The sequence below is a fragment of the Paenibacillus sp. FSL F4-0100 genome (assembly GCF_037993005.1).
Lineage (GTDB): Bacteria > Bacillota > Bacilli > Paenibacillales > Paenibacillaceae > Paenibacillus_AQ.
Genome location: NZ_CP150303.1, coordinates 5,741,882 through 5,758,912 on the forward strand (window position 1 = coordinate 5,741,882; position 17,031 = coordinate 5,758,912).

At 49.8% G+C, this 17,031-nt stretch carries 13 protein-coding genes; 4 read left to right on the forward strand and 9 right to left on the reverse strand.

Annotation, left to right across the window (positions count from 1 at the left end):
• Positions 1 to 187: 187 nt before the first annotated feature.
• The 5 genes from MHH48_RS25990 to MHH48_RS26010 form a co-directional block, all read right to left on the reverse strand.
• Complete coding sequence (locus MHH48_RS25990) at positions 188 to 1,117, reverse strand: carbohydrate ABC transporter permease (protein ID WP_076324131.1); 930 nt, start codon at positions 1,115 to 1,117, stop codon at positions 188 to 190.
• Entirely contained in the window at positions 1,117 to 2,028 is a 912-nt protein-coding gene (locus MHH48_RS25995) for an ABC transporter permease subunit (RefSeq protein ID WP_076324132.1), read from the reverse strand. The genes MHH48_RS25990 and MHH48_RS25995 overlap by 1 nt, the downstream gene beginning before the upstream one ends.
• Before the next feature lie 10 nt (positions 2,029 to 2,038).
• The gene (locus MHH48_RS26000; protein WP_076324133.1) at positions 2,039 to 3,655 is read right to left on the reverse strand and encodes an ABC transporter substrate-binding protein; all 1,617 of its coding nucleotides are present in this window, start codon (positions 3,653 to 3,655) and stop codon (positions 2,039 to 2,041) included.
• Between the two features lie 330 nt (positions 3,656 to 3,985).
• Positions 3,986 to 6,259 (reverse strand): AraC family transcriptional regulator, encoded by a 2,274-nt coding sequence (locus tag MHH48_RS26005; RefSeq protein WP_076324134.1) that lies wholly within the window; start codon positions 6,257 to 6,259, stop codon positions 3,986 to 3,988.
• A gap of 152 nt (positions 6,260 to 6,411) precedes the next feature.
• The gene (locus tag MHH48_RS26010; RefSeq protein WP_076324135.1) at positions 6,412 to 6,756 is read right to left on the reverse strand and encodes a helix-turn-helix domain-containing protein; all 345 of its coding nucleotides are present in this window, start codon (positions 6,754 to 6,756) and stop codon (positions 6,412 to 6,414) included.
• A gap of 200 nt (positions 6,757 to 6,956) precedes the next feature.
• On the opposite strand from MHH48_RS26010, the gene MHH48_RS26015 reads away from it, so the two are divergent.
• Positions 6,957 to 8,126 (forward strand): MFS transporter, encoded by a 1,170-nt coding sequence (locus MHH48_RS26015; RefSeq protein WP_076324136.1) that lies wholly within the window; start codon positions 6,957 to 6,959, stop codon positions 8,124 to 8,126.
• Between the two features lie 158 nt (positions 8,127 to 8,284).
• Complete coding sequence (locus MHH48_RS26020; protein WP_076324137.1) at positions 8,285 to 9,199, forward strand: cupin domain-containing protein; 915 nt, start codon at positions 8,285 to 8,287, stop codon at positions 9,197 to 9,199.
• A gap of 92 nt (positions 9,200 to 9,291) precedes the next feature.
• Here MHH48_RS26020 and MHH48_RS26025 read toward each other — a convergent pair whose 3' ends face one another.
• The 4 genes from MHH48_RS26025 to MHH48_RS26040 are packed head-to-tail and all read right to left on the reverse strand — an operon-like array spanning position 9,292 to position 13,922.
• The gene (locus MHH48_RS26025; RefSeq protein ID WP_076324138.1) at positions 9,292 to 9,945 is read right to left on the reverse strand and encodes a metallophosphoesterase; all 654 of its coding nucleotides are present in this window, start codon (positions 9,943 to 9,945) and stop codon (positions 9,292 to 9,294) included.
• The gene (locus tag MHH48_RS26030) at positions 9,942 to 11,021 is read right to left on the reverse strand and encodes an ABC transporter ATP-binding protein (protein ID WP_076324139.1); all 1,080 of its coding nucleotides are present in this window, start codon (positions 11,019 to 11,021) and stop codon (positions 9,942 to 9,944) included. Before MHH48_RS26030 ends, MHH48_RS26025 begins: the two co-directional genes overlap by 4 nt.
• Positions 11,022 to 11,075: 54 nt before the next feature.
• Positions 11,076 to 12,788, reverse strand: coding sequence for an ABC transporter permease subunit (locus tag MHH48_RS26035; protein ID WP_076324140.1), 1,713 nt, complete (start codon positions 12,786 to 12,788; stop codon positions 11,076 to 11,078).
• 9 nt (positions 12,789 to 12,797) lie between these two features.
• The gene (locus MHH48_RS26040) at positions 12,798 to 13,922 is read right to left on the reverse strand and encodes an extracellular solute-binding protein (RefSeq protein ID WP_076324141.1); all 1,125 of its coding nucleotides are present in this window, start codon (positions 13,920 to 13,922) and stop codon (positions 12,798 to 12,800) included.
• 162 nt (positions 13,923 to 14,084) lie between these two features.
• Between MHH48_RS26040 and MHH48_RS26045 the strand changes: the two genes are divergently transcribed.
• Positions 14,085 to 15,014 carry a LysR family transcriptional regulator gene (locus MHH48_RS26045; protein WP_076324480.1) on the forward strand — a complete coding sequence of 310 codons (930 nt, stop codon included), beginning with the start codon at positions 14,085 to 14,087 and terminating at the stop codon, positions 15,012 to 15,014.
• A gap of 97 nt (positions 15,015 to 15,111) precedes the next feature.
• Positions 15,112 to 16,473 carry a dipeptidase gene (locus MHH48_RS26050; RefSeq protein ID WP_076324142.1) on the forward strand — a complete coding sequence of 454 codons (1,362 nt, stop codon included), beginning with the start codon at positions 15,112 to 15,114 and terminating at the stop codon, positions 16,471 to 16,473.
• The last annotated feature ends 558 nt before the right edge of the window (positions 16,474 to 17,031 follow it).

The window sequence follows — 17,031 nt, forward strand, 5'->3', positions numbered from 1 at the left end:
ATCATGATATGCATCATTACCATAGTAATGTGAAGGAGAATAAAAACATTCCATTCACGAGGTTAATAATCGAACCGACAAAATAAGCAGAACAGAACATGGGGCGTCCCGCCAGATCCAGGATCTTTTGGGGCACCCCTTTTTTGTCTACTTTTCTTAAGCTTGATTATTAAATTCGCCGAACGCGTTAACCTTTAATGGAGCCAATCATGACGCCTTTCTCAAAATATTTTTGCATAAACGGATAAATGAGTAGAATCGGAAGCGTTGATACGATAATGACCCCGTACTTGATCTGATCGGCATACCGCTGGGCATATCCTCCTGCATCCCCACCTGTTCCGGCACCGCTTGAGAACACCTGGTTCGACAGCAGAATATCCCGCAGAACGATTTGCAGCGGCTGGAGCTTCGTGTCCCGGATATAGATCAGCGCGGTGAAGAAATCATTCCAATGCCCCACCAAATAATAAAGTCCGATGACGGATACCAAGGCTTTGGACAGCGGCAAGGCCACTTTGAAGAAAAAGGTGAAGTGGGAGCAGCCGTCCATGACGGCCGCCTCATGTAGCTCCTGCGGCAGCGAGTTTTCAAAAAACGTCCGCGCAATGATCAAATAGAACACATTCACGGAGAACGGGAGAATGAACACCCAGATGGTGTTGGTCAGTCCAAGCCCCTTCATCAACAAATAGGTGGGAATCAGCCCCCCATTGAAAAACATCGTGATCACGAAAATGAACATGATGATTCGTCTGGCGCGAAATTCCTTTCTGGACAGCACGTAAGCCGCCGGAAGCGTGAACAGCATGTTAACCAAGGTTCCAAACACTGTGTAAAACAGCGTATTTCGGTACCCGGTCCAAATTCGCATATCCTTGAAAATCTCCTGGTAACCGAAAAAGCTGATGTTTTTGGGGATAAACATAACCTTCCCCGTCGATACGAGCGTTGAGTCGCTGAACGAAGCAATGATGATAAAGTACAGCGGATAGGCGATCAGCAGAAAAATCAAACCGCTCAGAAAACCCAATATGATCTTAAACGCTATCTCCTTACCGTTGATGCGCGTTCTACTATGTTCATGTTCCACAACCGTTTCTCCTTCCCCGATCATTAGAATAGGCTCGTTTCCGACATTCTCTTCGATATCGTGTTCATCGCATACAAGAATACGAAATTGATGAGCGTGTTAAACAAACCGATAGCCGAAGCCAAGCTGAATTGATTGGAGATGATCCCGATTTTATAGACGTAGGTGGCAATGACCTCCGAGACGGGAAGGTTCAGCGAATTCTGCATCAAGAATATTTTCTCGAAGCCGGTCCCGAGGATATTCCCCATGCTGAGAATAAACAGGATGATGATGGTCGGGATGAGAGCGGGAATGTCGACATACCGGATCGTCTGCCATCGGCTGGCCCCATCGATTTTGGCAGCATCATACAGCTGGGGATCAACGGTGGACAAGGCTGCAAGATAGATAATGCTGTTCCAGCCGCAATGCTGCCATATGTCGGAAAGCACATACACCGGGATAAATGTCGAGGTGGAGGCTAACAGATTGATATGCCCCAGCCCCACCGCTTTCATAAAGTGACCGACAACTCCGGTTTCGGAGGATAGCAGCACATTCAGCATGCCGACCAGCACGATGATGGATATGAAATGGGGGAGGTATACAGTGGTCTGCATCAGCTGCTTCATTCTTTTTCTGCGGATCTGGTTAAGGATGAGGGCCAATATGATCGGAGCCGGAAAGCCGAGCACGATCGTGGCCAAACTGATCAGAAATGTGTTGCGCATTAAATCCGTGAACAGATAACTGTCGATGAATTGCTGAAAGTAGGCAAGCCCTCGCCACTCACCGCCAGTCAAGCCTTTGCTGAAATCGTAATCCCGAAAAGCAAGCTGGATGCCGTACATCGGGATATAGTTAAACAACAGGATGACGATAATAGCCGGAAAGATCATAATCCACAGCTGATAATCTCGTCTGAAGGTGTTCTGTCTTTTACGGGATTCCATATCCTCCCTCCTAGTTTTGATTCATGTAGTCGTCATAATATTTTTGCATAATTTCCAAGTTCTGCTTCAGGCCTGCTTTCTCGCTTTCCTTGATGTACGTGTCCCATTCGGATTCCACTCCGCCCTTGGTCACCCATTTGGCAAAGCTGGATTCCGCCAGATTCATCACATTGGTGTTGTTCAGGCTCATGGCGTTATTGTCCATGGTGGAATATTTAATAAACATGCCAGGAAACACGTCCTTGTCGGGATCCACTTCTAAAGCAGCCTCCAGAGGCTCCGATTGTCCCAGCACCTCCTGCATATCGGTGCCGAGCGTCAGCTTCAAGGAATCGGGGATATAAAATGCGCCGTTGTCCGCCATCGTTGAGGTCCATTTCCATGTTCCCGGATCCATCTTGGCATCGGAAGGAGGCAGAACGGCATATGTACCGTCACCGTTATCTTTAATATTCGGACCGATGGATCCGAACAGCACTTGCATACCCACCTCGGGCGCATAGAGCTCGTTGATGAATTTCATGGCCGCTTCCTTGTTCTTGGTCTTGGCGGACATGACAATATGGTTGGGTCCATAGTTCAGCGAGTAATGATCATAGCTCCAGGACAGCTTCCCTGCATAATCTGCAGATACTTTCATCGGCGGCATGGAAGCATACTGCGGTGCCAACTGCTCACCGAAACGGTCGGAAGCCACCCATCCCCAGGTGAAGCCGACCTTCGCCGTGTCCCCTTCGCCGCGCGCAATGGATTGATATTTCGTATAATCATGGGTGAACACTTCCGGGTTAATAAGCCCCGCCTTGTACAGCTTGTTCAGGAATATAACCATCGTTTTGTACCGTTCATCCGTCAGGAAGTTCTTCACCTGTCCGTCCTCCACAAAATAGCCCTGCCCGCTGCCATCTGTCAGCGTAATGCCCATGCTGCCCAAGAGTACCGCAGGGTTAAAATATCCGCCGATGCCTCCCGGCCAATCCATCGGAATCTCGTCACGGGGATCGCCGTTGCCGTTGGCATCGTTCTCTTTGAAGGCAACGAGCACTTCATACAGCTCATCCCATGTCGTCGGCATGCTCAGCCCGAGGTGATCCAGCCACTGCTGGTTAATGAATTGCCTGCTGGCGGAAGCCGGCCAGAACCGCTGATATTTCGGAAGACCGTATATTTTGCCGTCCGACTGCGTTGCAATCACTTTCGTATCCGGTTTTTCATTAAACATGTTCTGTACGTTGGGTGCTTGATCAAGCATGCCGGACAGATCCTGGAAGAGCCCCTGGAACTGCGCAAAGTCGGCATCCGTAATCACGTTCGGTCCGATAAACAGATCCGGTATATCCCCGCTGGCTAGCATCGTCCCTTTCTTCTGTCCCCAATCCGCGGTAATCTCCTGCCATTCGATGTCCACGCCCGCCGTTTCCTCAGCCTTTTGCAGCCATTCCATTTCAGCCAGCGGCTTTGTAAGCGGATGCTTGGTAATGATGGCAGTGAGTTTTACATTTTTGCCTGTTTGATCTCCGGGTGTTTCGGCCGATTCGTTAGCGTCACCTCCGCCCCCGCTGCATCCTGCTAATAATAATGCAGAGACGACGATAAGCGAGATGAAAACGTTTACCCTTTTCTTCATTCCATTACCTCCTGATTTGGTTTGTTGGTCTGGTCCATGGGGGAATGCGGCCATGTTTTGGCCTTGCTTTGGGACATATTTCACTCTAAACGGAGGGGAAGAGCCCCGTAAACGAACAGTTTTTTAAGCATCCTCATTTTTTGAAAGCGCTTATAATTAAAGAGGTGAAAGTGCGACCAGTCCGGATCGCTACAGGGAATTCAAATATTGTATATGTTCAAAAATTGAAGCTGCTCCGCTTTAAGAAAGCGCCGGCAAAGAAGCGTATAACGAAAAAAGTTTACAAAAGACCGCTGTGAGCTGCCTTATTCGGCATCAGCGGTCTTCGTTTTATGCTTTATGCGTATTTCGATATTGACCAGGTGTCGTGCCCACCATCTTTTTGAAGGAACGGATAAAACTCGAGGTGTTGGTGTATCCGACCTGTTGGGAAATGGATTCGAGGGTCTCCGCGCTGTCTCGCAGAAGCTGTATGGATTTCTGGATGCGAAGCTGATCGATATACTCTTTGAAATTTTGCCCCATCGTTTTCTTGAAGTGATGGCTGAAGTTGGAGACCGACATTTCAAAATAATCGGCCATCATCTGCAGCGAGCAGTTTGGATCCATTCCTTTCTCCGCAATAAGGGACAGAATTTCTTCCTGCGTTGCCGTACGGGACACGGGGAGCGTTTCGCTGATCATATCGCATAGCTTGCCATAACTCTCCCTGATAATTCCGATCATCTGCTCCAGTGTATAACGGTGGTTAAATGCCGCCTCGGTTAGCCGAAGCAGGCTCTGGTCGTCATGACGGAACCGCTGGAGGCCGTTGAAGATGACGGTAACCGTATTGAGGTACACGCTCCGTATCATATGCGGCGGCAGGCTGTCATTGCTTAAGTAACCGATCATTCGCTCCGCCAAAGAGGACAGCATGGCCGCATCGTTCTTGAGGATCGCAAGCTCGAGGGATTGCAGGATTTCGGCAAAATAGGAGACGGCTCCGGTTTGGGGGACCTCGAGGTTGTCAAAGACCAGCACGGTCCCGGTCTTCCGGATGCGCAGAAACTCCGCTGTGCGGAGCGCTTGCAGGTAGGAGAGATGGAGGTCCACCGGCAATTGGGCAGCGCTAGGCTTGCCGATGCCAATCGCCGTCTGTTGGCCGGTACGCTCCAAGATTTCTTCCTGCAGCCGCTCTAGGCAGGATTTAATAGGGAAATCATCTGTATGGGAGCACGCCAGAATCAATTCCTGCTGATAGATGCTCTTGAAGAAGTAACCCTGGGCATCATCAGGCAGCAGGCCTTCATATTCCCGGCAGCAAGCCAATATCTTGTCCATCCCTGCTCCATCCGCTTCACAGCATAATACGGCAACCGTGAAGTTATCATGACGAAACTGGATGCCGACCATGCAGGCTTCCTGTTCAAAGTTCTCCCAGTCTGGAATATGCCCACTCACCAGCTCAAACAGCAGGTTATCCCGCATAATCGGCAAAGATCCTCTCACATGCTCATCCAGCTTGCTGTTAGCCTGCGAAAGCTCCTCCAACGTATACTTGATCGTATCAATCTCATTCATCGGTTTTCGCTCCTGCGGTTCAAACACATGTACGGCCAGATCAACCAGACGTCGAATTGGCTGGTAGTTCTTCCGGATGGATACATAGATGATGAACACTTCAAGCAGCAGAATCAGCCCGACAAGGATGGCTGTATTCAGCTGAATCGTCCGAATGCCCTGCAGGGACTTAGATACCGGCAGCAAACTCACATATTTCCATCCATTCTTCTCCGAAACCGAGGACGATAACAGATAGTCCGATCCGCTGATTGTATGAATACCCGAAGAGGAAACTGACTCTTCCCCTAAGTCATGCACAAGCTTCTTGAAATCATCGGAGGATTGGTATGACGTGTCATTGGAGGATACCAATCGCCTTCCCTGGCCGTCTAACACAAAAAAATCGCCGCTATAGGTTTCCGAAACGGACTTCATCATCCGGACAATCGTATCCTCCCTGACCATGATCATGACGGCTCCGGGGGAATTCGAGCCCCCTACCGGCAGCGGCTGAACGAAGGTCAGCATTCTGACCCGGTTATTGCCGGGCACAACCACATTCTCCACAGGCCTGACGATAGGAGCATTAAGATCATTCAGGGTCTGGATCATATCATCATGCGCCCAGTTTTCATAATAGTAACCGACACCCGGAATGGAGAGGTCATCCAGACTGTATGCGCTTCCAGTTTTGGAAAACAAATAACCGATGTTCTTCACATACAGCAAGGTGTTGTAAATAAAAGCATCGGTTGCATTGTATTTTTTCATCTCATTGGCAATAAGCACCCGCTGGTAGTCGCTTTCCTCCGCCTTATACATTTTGAATTCCCGGTTCTGCACCAGCTCAAACGGCAGATTGTACACATACCTTGTAAACGTATCCATCGATGTCATAAACTGCTCCGTAATATGCGCATTCCAGTCCATTTCCTTCTCTTTCACCACTTCTGCCGAATAAGGATAGTAATAGCACAAAATGACAATCACGGGAAACATCAGCACAAGCAAATAGGAAATCAATAATTTTGTCAGCAGGTTAATCTTATGGATTCGCAAGCGGCGACCACCTCCCTATCCTTCATTCCCAATCTGAAAATGTTATCTATAAGAATACGTAATTTTCAAAAAAAAGAAAACTCATTTCCTGTTATAACCTTTGGAAATGAGTTTTTTGATATGTGTACTATTTTAGTGGCATGTGGCAGCAGTTAAGAGGATTGTTCCACTCCCCATTTTTCGGCCCACTTCTCCATCTCCTTCAAAGAATCCAGGAAGTCCAGCCCCTTCTCGGTCAATGAATACTCAACGGATATCGGAACGGTAGGGAATACCTCACGTCTTACAATACCGTTTCCTTCCAAATGCCGCAGCACATCCGTTAAGGATTGCGTCTTGATAATAGCTGCATCCCGGTGAAGCTGATTAAAACGTTTCGCTCCTTGAGCTAATTGCGCGATGACAAGAAACGCCCATTTGGCTCCAAGAATTTGCAGCACTGAGCAGATATGATTGAACGCCGGCGTTTCCTGTAAGTCTTCTTTAACCGGTTCCACTGCCTCACCCCATTACTAACTAATCGTAAGTTAGTCAAAATGATTGGATAATATCCAAATACTTTGCCTTCTTACATAATATATGCGTCTTACTTATAATACAAACACAAAGAGATTTCAAGTTAATCCAACTCGCTTGCGGCATGTGCTAGCCATGATCGCAGAGGGTAGTGATCTCCTAACGAAGGGATGAATTAAATATGAATCGATTTACGATATATTTATTGGCGCTTGGGGTTTTTCTTACTGCCACCTCGGAACTGGTCGTCTCCGGTATTCTGTATGCAATCGCAGACGAGCTTCATATTTCCTTGGCCTTTGCCGGCCAGCTGATTACCGCTTATTCGCTTGCTTTTGCAATTGGAACACCGATTCTGGTCTCGCTCACCGCTCGGTTCAACCGTAAAAAAGTGCTGGTCGGCTCTCTTCTGCTGTTTATTGCCGGCAGTCTCGTTTCCTATTTCAGCACTGAAGTCTGGATGCTCATGGGTTCCCGCATCATCCTGGGGGTAAGCTCAGGAGTGTATCTCGTTGCCGCAATGGGGACAGCAGCCAAGCTGGTATCACCGGATACATTAGGCCGTGCCATCGGCACCATCGTGCTAGGTTTCAGCAGCGCCATGGTGCTGGGCGTACCGATCGGAATATGGATCACGAATCTGCTGAACTGGCAATCGATCTTTCTGCTGCTGGCTCTGCTCAGTCTGCTGGTCGCCTTTATCCTGATCAAACTCCTGCCGGATGTTGAAGGGGACGCTCCTGTTCCCTTTCACCAGCAATTCAAAGTGCTGGGGAGTCTCGTCATCGTCAGCGCCCTGCTGCTTACGTTCTTCCGGGAATCCGGCAACTCGGTACTGTTCACGTATGTTACGCCATTTATCCAGGATATCTTCCATATCGCTCCCTCAGGCATCAGTATCATTATGCTCGGCTTTGGACTATTTGGAGCGATCGGCTCCAGACTCGGCGGATATGGGGTCGACCGGTTTGGGCCAGCGAAAGTGATTACCCTCAGCACGCTCATTCATATCGCAATATTCGCGCTTCTTCCACTGCTCGCAGGCCAATCGATTATAGGACTCGGGCTGATGGGAATCATGGTGCTGTCCATGTTTGCGGCGGGTCCGGCCGTTCAGAGTTATTTTATACAGAAGGCACCGGGCTCCTCCAATCTGATTCTCAGCTTAAACACCTCCATTGTGCACCTCGGGTTAGCCGCAGGCGCGGGTTCAGGAGGCTTCATGGTCAATACGATATCCACGCTTCAATATCATCCATGGCTCGGTGGATTCGTGCTCGCACTAGGCCTGGCTGCAGGACTGGTCAGCTTCTCGGCCGGTCGAAAGACATGGGTTCCAAAATCGGCTTGACCTCACCCGCTCCCTCATATGAAATTTTGTCCAAGCCCCCCTGCCAACGGGTGGCTTGCATGCTGCTGGTTCCGAAAATGGGCTCACGCATGATTGCCCATGGGAATAACGTATTTTATGGGTCAACGCCTATTACAATATGAAGGGCAGGAATCACAGTGGCAACCTCTTATATGGATTTCACCTCACCGTCCGTTCGGTATACTTATGATATGAGCAATAATCCGTTTTTCAAAAAAGATAGCCGAAATTATATTAATTCTCTCTCCATAAAAGAATTGAACACGCTCGGCAACGCTTCCCTGCTGGATATATACCTCAGCACCGGAAACGTGATAGAGCCGCATATCCATCAGAATGCATCGGAATTGGTGTATGTCATTTCTGGTACAGTCATCGTCTCTATCGTCAATCCATTTACGAAGGAGCTGCTAAACTTCACGTTAACGCCCGGTCAGGTTGTGCTCGTGCCCCAAGGCTGGTGGCATTATGAAATGGCGACGGTTGACAACACCCACCTGATCGCGATTTTTGACGCACCGGTGCCTGAGTTTATTGGAGGCTCGGATCTTTTGAGATTGACGCCGGCCAGCGTGTTCGCTCACACCTACTGCCTGGATGAAGCCAAAGTCAAGGATACTCTCGCTCCGATTACCGATACGGTTATCATCGGCCCGCCCAACGACTGCTCGCTGCAAGAGCAAGTGCAAGGGCAGATGAAACATCCTCAGTATTTGTCACATCATAATCAGCACTATTATCATCAAGAAACATCTGGTAATCGTCGAGACTATGAGCTTCTTCAGCAGCAGCAACAGCAATACCAACAACAGCAGCTGCAATTTCAGCAGCAGCAACAGCAACCGATGTTCCAGCAGCAATTTCAAGCTCAGGATCAACCGCAGCATGGAGCATATGCTGCTGAACCGCAGCGAATACCGACTCAAGCACAAGAGCAGTTCCGTTCGCAGCAGCAATTAAAAGAACAACAGCGTCAGCAGTTCATTCAACAACAGCAGCAGTTGCCATTCCTGCAGCGCCAGCTGATTGGAAATGGCTGGGATCAATTCTGATCAACCCTCTGGTGATAGAGTTCCTCCATAGAAATACGCAGCATCACGATTCGCCAGCGATGCTGCGTATTTCTTTTTTATATGGAATTATATTATTTAGGAAGACCGGATGCTCCCGTTATTTTCATCTTCCGACACTCAATGTTCTCAGGCCGCGTAACCGAAATGGACCACTGAATGCCCGATGTCAAATTCACCAGGCTTAAATAATATCCATGTCCTGCACCGGTATCGATCCCCAGCTTGCCATCGCCATACCAGAGCTCCTCTGGCGGTACACCTAGACGAAATGTAGACGTATGACCGAATACAATCGTTTTATCCAACCATTGGGGGGACAGAAAAAACGGCTCGCGAATTTCCGTTAATTCTTCCGGGCTCTGAGCATGAAGCGGAATTCCGGGCCGAATGCCTGCATGCACAAACAAGTATTCGTCGTATTCGGTCCATAGCGGCATGGCTGCTATGAATTGTTGATATTGTAACCATTGGGAAGCTGGGAAGCCTGCGTGTGCCGGCACTTGATGCAACCATTTACGTTCGTTGTTTCCCTGAAGCGCAACCGCACCCGAATCACACAGCTCCTTCACATAGTCCAGAGTCCCGCCTGAATCGGGTCCCTTGTTCACATAATCCCCCAGCAAAAATAGGCGGTCCACCTCCGGATCATAATGTACATGCCGCAGGAGAGTTTCAAGCAGATAACCGTAGCCATGAACATCCGAAACTGCGTACACCTGACTCATGGGGCTAACATACTGCTGTCTGCATATATCATGGTTTGATCCGGAGACAGTCGTATCAACAATTCGCTTCCGGCATCCACGCTGCAATCATGGAATAAATGAATAGGCTGCTGATCTGCCGTTTCCACAATGACTCTCCATCTTGTTCCTTCGTACACCGTCTGCACCACCGTCACCTTCAGCAGGCTCCCTTCCTGCGAAGCTTCGCCGCGCCAAATCCGGATGGACTCAGGATGGACCATCATCACGGCCCTGCCGTCTCCCTTATCCACGCCGATGCGGAGTCCGGCTATCGGACTCCCGGCAAGCATGGCTATTGGCTGTCCATCCTGGGTCAGTTTGGCTTCCAACTGATTATGATAGCCCATGAGCTGCGCAACCCAAGGGCTTGCCGGTCTCTCAAACAACGCCCTCGGCTCCCCGAATTGGTCAATTCCTCCATCCCGTAAAATCAGGATTCGATCAGCGACCGTAAATGCCTCCATACGATCATGCGTCACATACAGGGTAGCGATGGATAATTCGCCGAGCAATCTGGCCAATTCACCGCGCATATCTGTTCTAAGTTTGACATCCAGATTAGACAACGGTTCATCCATTAATATCAGCTTTGGCTCTGTTGCCAACGCTCTCGCTATGCCTACTCGCTGCTGCTGACCGCCAGACAGTTGGGCCGGCAGGCGGTCCAATAAGCCTTCCAGCTTCAGAAGCGACTGGAGTCGATCCAATGTATTCGCTCTGTCTTTAGTGTCTAACTTTCGGCGTTTCATCCCATACTCCATATTTTGTTTCACCGTCATATGCGGCCAAAGGGCATAATCTTGAAACACCATATTAATGGGCCGGTTCTCCGGGGGAATATAGTGTCTCCCCCGTTCAACGGTGACCCCCGCCATCTCTACCTCGCCTGAATCTATGCGCTGAAGTCCGGCAACCATCTGCAGCAGCGTGGATTTTCCGCAGCCCGATGGACCGAGAATGCAAATGCGTTCCCCTTCCCTCACTTCAAACGTGATCGGCTTCAAGACTTGCTGCGAGCCGAATGATTTCGATACGCCCTTTACCTTTAGGATCATTCCACTCTCCATCCTTTCTAAGTTGGATCACGCTCTATCGACAGCCATTTCCGTCTACCGCTTTCTATTGCCATCCAGCCATCGAAATACAAGGCGTCCCGCAGCTTGAAGCAGTATGATGATGAGCACCACGGTACCGCAGCTTACAACGGTAGCAGCCGTAGCATAGCCGTAGCGCGAGAATTCAAAAGCTCTGTCGATAACCAGTGGCATCAGTGAATAATTAGCCGGTTTCAGCATCGAGGCCAGGGCCAAATCAAATACGCTGGTTCCAAACGAAGCTAGGATCGCGATAAGCAAAGACTGACGTACCATGGGCAGTACGATATCCCGCATCCGTTCGAATATGCTCGCGCCTTGGATAGCGGCTGCCTTCAGCATCGTGCCGGACAAATTGCCGAACGCTCCAAGCTGGACCCTGACTGCGTAGGGGATGGCACCGGCTATACCCGCAATCACGAGCAGCGAGGGGGTTCCGTATAAATGGAGTCCTATAGGCTCCAGCCATTTCTGATTCCATATGAAAATATAGCCGATCCCGAGCACAACGCCGGGGACCGCTAGGGATATGATGGAGAACAGCTGAAGCATGGGCTTTAGCCTAGACTCCGTGAAGGTCAGCATGTAGGCAACAACAAACCCGATCAGCATGCTAAACAATGCGGCTGCGGCTGCAATTGCGAGTGAATGATACATTCCTTCCAGATAACCGAGCAGCCGGTGATCCCCAGCCTGTCCTGCAAATAATTCACGATAATGCTCCAGCGTAAAATTGCCCGGATTCAGGCCTCCGCCTGCCTGTTTCAGCAGAGATACCGCTGCACTCGTCCCAATCGGAATCCCGAGACTCAGGAAAAGAAAAACCGTAATTGACAGATTGTACATCCAGGCAAACCGCGGCTTAACCTTCTCCATTTTGACTGCTCTCGCATTCAGAAAGTCGAATCTGGATTTACGGAGGGTCACCATCAGCAAGGTCATCGCCAGCACCAGTATCAATACCAAGTAGAATGCCAGCACTCCCGCCATATCAAAACGTACAGGTGACTGGTAAATGGCCGAGTAAATGGAGTAGGTCAGCGTCGGGAATTTATACACAGTTGCCAATGCGGCAGGCAGCCCAAAATCGCCGATCGAATCCATAAAGACCAGTGTCCAGCCCGCAACATAAGAAGGGAGTGCCAGTGGCAATTCGACGGTTCTCCATACGGTGAAAGGCCTCGCGCCGTTCAGCCTGGCTGCATAACCGAACTGCCTTATATTCCACTCCGAAGCTGCCATAATAGCCAAGTAAGCTAACGGGAATTTGCTTAGGGACATGACAAACACAAGTCCGGCAGGTTGAAAAATAAATGAAGTGACCCACGTCAGCCCCAGCCACTGATGAACCAGTCCATCCGCACTGGCAAACAATACCCAGCCCTGTGCAATCATGAACGATGGCGCGATCAGCAGAACCCACGCCGTCATATCCAGCAATCTTGCTGTTGCAAAGTTCCATCTTGCCCGGATGGTTGCAAGTACGCCTCCAATGATCGTACCGAACGTAGCCGTCCCCAGCGCTAATGTGACTGAATTCAGGAGGGATTGTTTCCACAGAGGTCGGTGAAATATGTCTCCGATCAAACCCAAGCTGCTGGACTGGATCTGCCCGAAAAAGAGTCCAGGGAAAATCACGTTGATTAGCACGGCAAGCAGCGGCAGAAAAATAAAAACAAACAGGAGGAGGGTTACCCCGCCTCCATAGCGAGCTTCCGAAGTATTCATGTTATGTGCCTACCTTACGTTTTGATCCGCAAACCAAGTCTTGATCTCAACCTCATGCTCTGAGGCCCACTTCGCAGAAGGCAGCATAAAGGCTCCGTTCGGTTCACGTTCACTTCGCGCTGACACACCTTCAGCGAGCGGCGTAAAGAAACTATCCGTGGAATCCTGACTGGTTAACATCTGCTGTGTCTCGGGTTTTAGCATATATTCCACAAATGCCTTGGCCGCTGCCGGGTTCTTGGTATGTTTGCTGATCGCTACAACACGCAAGCTGCCTGGCGCACCCTCACGCGGCCATATCACCTCAATAGGCTCACCGGCAAGCTTCAGTTCATAAGCATTATGCTCCTGAAGCGCCGCAACCTCGATTTCTCCGCTCAACAGCGCCTTCCCGACAGGACCGTTCTTGGGGTATACATGCAGCCCCTTCTTAAAACGCTGCTCATATTTCTGCTCTGCCGCTTCGACACCCCATTGCTCATAAAAAGCAGATACGAGCGGATAGGCAGGCGCTGCTACGGCCGGATCGGCATGACCCACAGGGCCGTCATAGGCAAAAAATTTCTCCCAGGTCGTCGGTGCCTTCTCCGGCGTTACCAGCGTTGTGTTATAAGCGATGACCCCGGCCGCATGAATGCCTATAGGAAAGTAGGCGAAATCTTCGGGAACATAACTCCGTCCGTTTTCGGACAGATTTCCCAGATTCTCAGGCTCCCAGTCTGTCAGCAGGAAATCGCGATCTACCAAATTGCGCACCGAACCGTGCCCATCCATCATCAGGACGTCCCACTGCGGGTTACCCTGCTCGGCTTCTATTTTGGCCAATGCTTCTCCCCCGCCGTAATGCACGGCTTCTATCTTGAAGCCTGTCTCTTCCATAAACTTCGGAGCAATGAAATCTACAAAATCATTTCCGTATAAGTAGATCGTTTCCCCGGTATCCTCTGCGTCGTCGCTGGTCAAGGATACGTCCGACTGTCCGGCGGTACTTCCGCTTCCGCTGGTAATGGGTCCGGTCGTTTCCTTAGATCGAACCGTTTGCTGTCCATCCAATTGCGCGCAAGCCGACAACAACATCATCAGCGCAGTTAAAGTGATGAATATCCCATGTTTAAAACCTCTTTTTTTGTTCATGTCACCCTCCTGTTTCTGATTTCCTTCTTGGTTCCATTTCAGCATAACGCGCCAAATTCAATTAAAAATTATCGCTGCGTTAACAAAGAGTTAAATAATATCTATCAAATGTTAGATAAGATTAAGATTATCAATGATGAAATGGAAAGAGAGGATAGCAACATGAACTTACAGCAATTAAAAGTATTTGTGCTTACCGTGGAGCTGAGGAAGTTGTACCTTGTGGCTCAGAAGCTGGGCATTACCCAGCCAACCGTCACCTTCCATTTAAATAAGCTGCAGGAAGAGCTTGGCCTTGCCTTGTTTCACACCAAGTCCTACCATGTCATCAAGCTTACGGAAGCCGGTCAAGCCTTTTATCATTACGCATCGCAGATCCATTCCCTGTCTGAGGAAGCTTCATCAACTATGGATGTCTTCCGCGGAACCGCTGCAGGAGTACTCGCCATTGGCAGCACCCATACTCCCGCTACCTACCTGTTACCGCCGTTTCTGCAACAGTTGAAACTCAATTATCCGGGGTTGTCCATACAGTTGGATGTCCGACCGGCAGCCTATATTATCGAGAAAGTCAAAAAATACGAGCTCGATGTAGGCATCATATCGAACACGCAAGTAGATGAGCCTGAATTCATCGTACAGCCGCTGATCCATGATGATCTGGTGCTTATATTCGCCCCGGATCATCCCTTTGCCAGCATAAGAGATTTAATTCCGAGCGATCTGGTCGAACATCCCTTTGTTTCGCATGAACCAGGCTCCATCAGCAGACAGCTTATTGACCGCTGGGCTGACAAACATCATATCCACCTTCAAATATCATTGGAAATCTCGGGAACCGAAGCACTGAAAGCAGCCGTTCGGCACCGTCTGGGGTATGGCATGATCGCAGAAGCTGCCATACAAGAAGAACTGGCAGAGGGGAAACTCCAATCACGACCTATTCCGTCCTGGCTGCCCGAGCGCCGGATTTATGCCGTTCGCCACCGTAATAAGCTGATCAGTCCCGCGCTGCGGATGTTCTGGAGAAACCTTTTGGACAATTTTGCATCACAACAGCCAGAAGAGAGTCATGACACGATTCAAGATTAATCCCGCTATATTTCGTATTCCTCGAAAAACGGTTAGAATAGTAAGGTACGGCATCCATCGAATGCCAATGAGAATTTTGAAGGAGGATCCCTATAACATGAGCGTTGATTATAAAGCGTATTTCGATGAACACCGCGAAATCCATCTGAATGAGTTGAAGGAATGGTTGTCCATTCCGAGCATTTCGGCCCTGTCCGAGCACAAAGGCGATGTGGCAAAGGCTGCCGAGTGGCTCGCAGGCAAGCTGACGGAAGCAGGCCTTGAGCATGTGGAAGTTCATCAAACGGCAGGACATCCTATTATTACGGCAGACTATCTGCATGCCGAAGGCAAACCAACCGTGCTCGTATACGGTCACTATGACGTACAGCCTGTAGACCCGCTTCATCTGTGGGAAACGCCGCCCTTCGAGCCGGCTATCCGTAACGGAAAATTGTATGCACGCGGAGCAACGGACGATAAAGGCCAGCTTTTCCTGCATGTCAAAGCCGTTGAAGCCATTTTGAAGCAAGAGAAAGAGCTTCCGGTCAACATCAAATTCTGCATTGAAGGCGAAGAAGAGGTGTCCAGCCCGAACCTCCCGCTCTATCTTGACAACAACAAGGACAAGCTGGCCGCAGACGCCATCGTGATCTCGGATACATCCCTGCTCGCACCTGGCAAACCGGCCATTTCCACAGGCCTTCGCGGATTGTGCTCCCTAGAATTGTCTCTGGAAACAGCCAATACCGACCTTCATTCCGGTACATATGGCGGCGGCGTACCTAACGCCTTGCATGCCCTCGTCTCCCTGCTCTCTTCGCTTCATGACGAGCAAGGCCGTGTCGCCGTAAAAGGCTTCTATGACGGCGTGCTCGAGCTGTCGCCTGAAATGCGCGAGGAATTTGCCAAGCAGGAATTTGACGAGGATAAGCTGAAGCAGGATGTCGGCCTCGATTCCCTGTACGGTGAGGAAGGATTTTCCTTCGTTGAACGCGTGGGAGCGCGTCCGACCCTTGAGCTGAACGGAGTATACGGCGGATTCCAGGGTGAAGGCAGCAAGACGGTTATTCCGAAGGAAGCCCATGCCAAAATTACGTGCCGCTTGGTGGCGGACCAGGATCCGCAAGCGGTCCTCGACGCGATTGAAGCCCACTTGCATGCCCACACTCCAGTCGGTTCGAAGATTACGTTTAAACCGAAGGAAAAGGCATTCGCCTTCAACATCGATCCGTCCCATCCAATGCTGCAAAAAGCCGCGGACGCCTTCGAACATGTCTACGGCACGCGTGCCCTCTTTACAAAGGATGGCGGATCCATCCCGATCGTCGAGAAGCTGTCCAGCACGCTTGATGCTCCTGCCGTCATGATGGGCTTTGGCTTGCCGGACGAGAATCTGCACGCTCCGAACGAGCATTTGAATTTGGAGAATTTCGATAAAGGTTTGCTGACGATCGTTGAGTATTTGAAGCTCGTGTAAACTTTTGCCGCCAACGGCCAAAGCGTAGACGCCAACATCACCTGGACACCGCGACCTTCACGCGGGAAGGAAAGCCCAAAGAGTAATCGTAAAGATCCTAAAAAAGAACGCGTATGGCGGGATAACCGAATCCCTGCCAATACGCGTTCTTTGTTTTTAAGAAAAGTCCCTTATGCCATCCACATACCGACCATCGGACTGCGGCTTCGGTTTACCGAAGAAAATCGGCCATGGGGTGTGTCCTACTAAAACTTATTACTGGCTGCTATCCCCAAACAGGTAATTTCATCACCAACAAGCCGCTGCTATCACCAACAAGCCACACTATCACAACAAGCCGAACCTAACGGACCACAGATCCGCTATTGGCACGATTCAGGCGATTTTCTTATCCTAACGGACACCAAGTCCGTTATTCATCCCTTTCGCTGCGAAAAAACGGACTTTTTATGCAAATAACGTACCTCATGTCCGCTAGAATCCCAGTTTAGCTCTTATCTGATCAAATAACGGATCCTGTGTCCGTTAAAATCCGAAAGTATCCACTTATGCAATCAG